The organism is Clostridium sp. AF34-10BH, assembly GCF_003478095.1.
Lineage (GTDB): Bacteria > Bacillota > Clostridia > Lachnospirales > Lachnospiraceae > Acetatifactor > Acetatifactor acetigignens.
In genome coordinates this window covers 1-1,585 of record NZ_QUEC01000073.1, presented here as the reverse complement: position 1 = coordinate 1,585, position 1,585 = coordinate 1, and the positions used below count along the sequence as shown (strand labels likewise).

General features: G+C 38.1%; 1 protein-coding gene. It reads right to left on the bottom strand.

The genetic code is table 11. The features are described from left to right. Positions 1-129: 129 nt before the first annotated feature. Positions 130-1,350 carry an IS110 family transposase gene (locus tag DWZ61_RS19395; protein WP_243026467.1) on the bottom strand — a complete coding sequence of 407 codons (1,221 nt, stop codon included), beginning with the start codon at positions 1,348-1,350 and terminating at the stop codon, positions 130-132. Positions 1,351-1,585 lie beyond the last annotated feature (235 nt).

The following is a 1,585-nucleotide window of genomic DNA, read 5'->3' as shown; positions in this document are numbered from 1 at the left end:
GAGGTGACAAACTATAAATAGTCAAGTGTTTTTTGAAAAACATTTGTGACCTAAAAATGGGTAATTTTAACAGACCATCTGAAAATATCGTATTTCAGATGGAACAGATAAATATATGTAAGGTAGATATTAGCGTAGTTTCTGAGCGTTAAAGTCTACATCCTGCCTCTCCAATGCATAGATGACTCTAATCAGTTTCTTTGCTACGTGAGTAATCGCTACCCTGTGTTTCTTGCCTTCTGCACGTTTCTTTTCATAATAAGTTGCAAAGGTTAAGTCAAAACGTATTAAGGGTAAGCAGGCGTTAAGAAGAACGTAACGGAGTTGTGAAGAACCGTGTTTTACCATTCGTCCACCGTGGGATTCTGTTCCAGAATCGTTTATTCCGGGTTCAATTCCGGCAAATGCAAGCATCTGACCGGGATTGGAAAAGTTGGATATATCACCGTATTCAGCGTAAATAACAGCGGATGAAATGGGACCAATACCAGGGATAGACATATAGTGAGGATGTACTTCTTCGATAAGTTTAATAATCTCAGTTTCCAAAGTGTTTATTTCATCGGAAAGAGATTTGTATAGTGTCAATAAAGTGTTTAATTCTAAATCGAATATAGAATTATTGACACCGACAGTGTTAGCAGCAAGCTCTTTAAGACGAAGGAACTGCTGGATAGAAAACTTACCTCTGGAAATACAGCGGAGTTTATCGTAGGAAGCAGAGTTCATACGAGCCATTTTTTCAGCGGAGCCGTAGTTTTCAAGAAGATACAAAGCTGTTTTAGAAAGCCGTTCATTGAAGAATGGTTTAAATTCCGGAAAGGTATGGTCTAAAACATTAGTTATCTTAACAAGATAAAAAGAACGCTGACGAATTAGCCTGTCACGCAAACGAGTTAGTGACTTTAGGGAATAAGCGTGGTAAAATCCTTTTGAATGGGGTTTGTACTCAACGGTAATTAACCACCGGGCTATTGATTCGCAGTCAACAGAATCGGTTTTGGTTCGCCTTAAAGTTGTAGACTTTTTGTATTCCTTGATGAGAACTGGATTAACTTCCATGAAGCTGTGGTGGGCATTCTCAAGGAAGAGTTCAAGATTGAGGGCATAATGGGCAGTTGATTCAAACCCTATTTTTATATCCTCAGGATTGGAGAGAGAATTAAGAGCAGTAAGCAGTTGTTCAAAGCCATCTTTGTCATTAGTGATGGTAAATTTAGAAATAATCTGCTGGTCGGCTGCAGAAATGATGCAGCAATCATGTTTGTACTTGGAAATATCAATTCCAACAAAGTACATGGGCATAGAAAAAACCTCCTGAATAAATATTTTAGCACTGTTGTCTTCCACAGAGAATTCGGCTGTGTAATCACGTAAATAAAAACGTCGAGCGTTAACAAACTAATTACCAGTAATAGACGAAAAGCTGTGGTCTGAGTCACCTCCGAACAGTCAAAGCTGTAAAGCTATAGGTACAGATCCACAGTGCTTTAAGTATTATAATGGAGTATTCAATAAAACCCAAGAGTTTGGGAGAAAGGAGAATAATCCATTACCCTCAAAAGAGGATAATTGGATTATACGT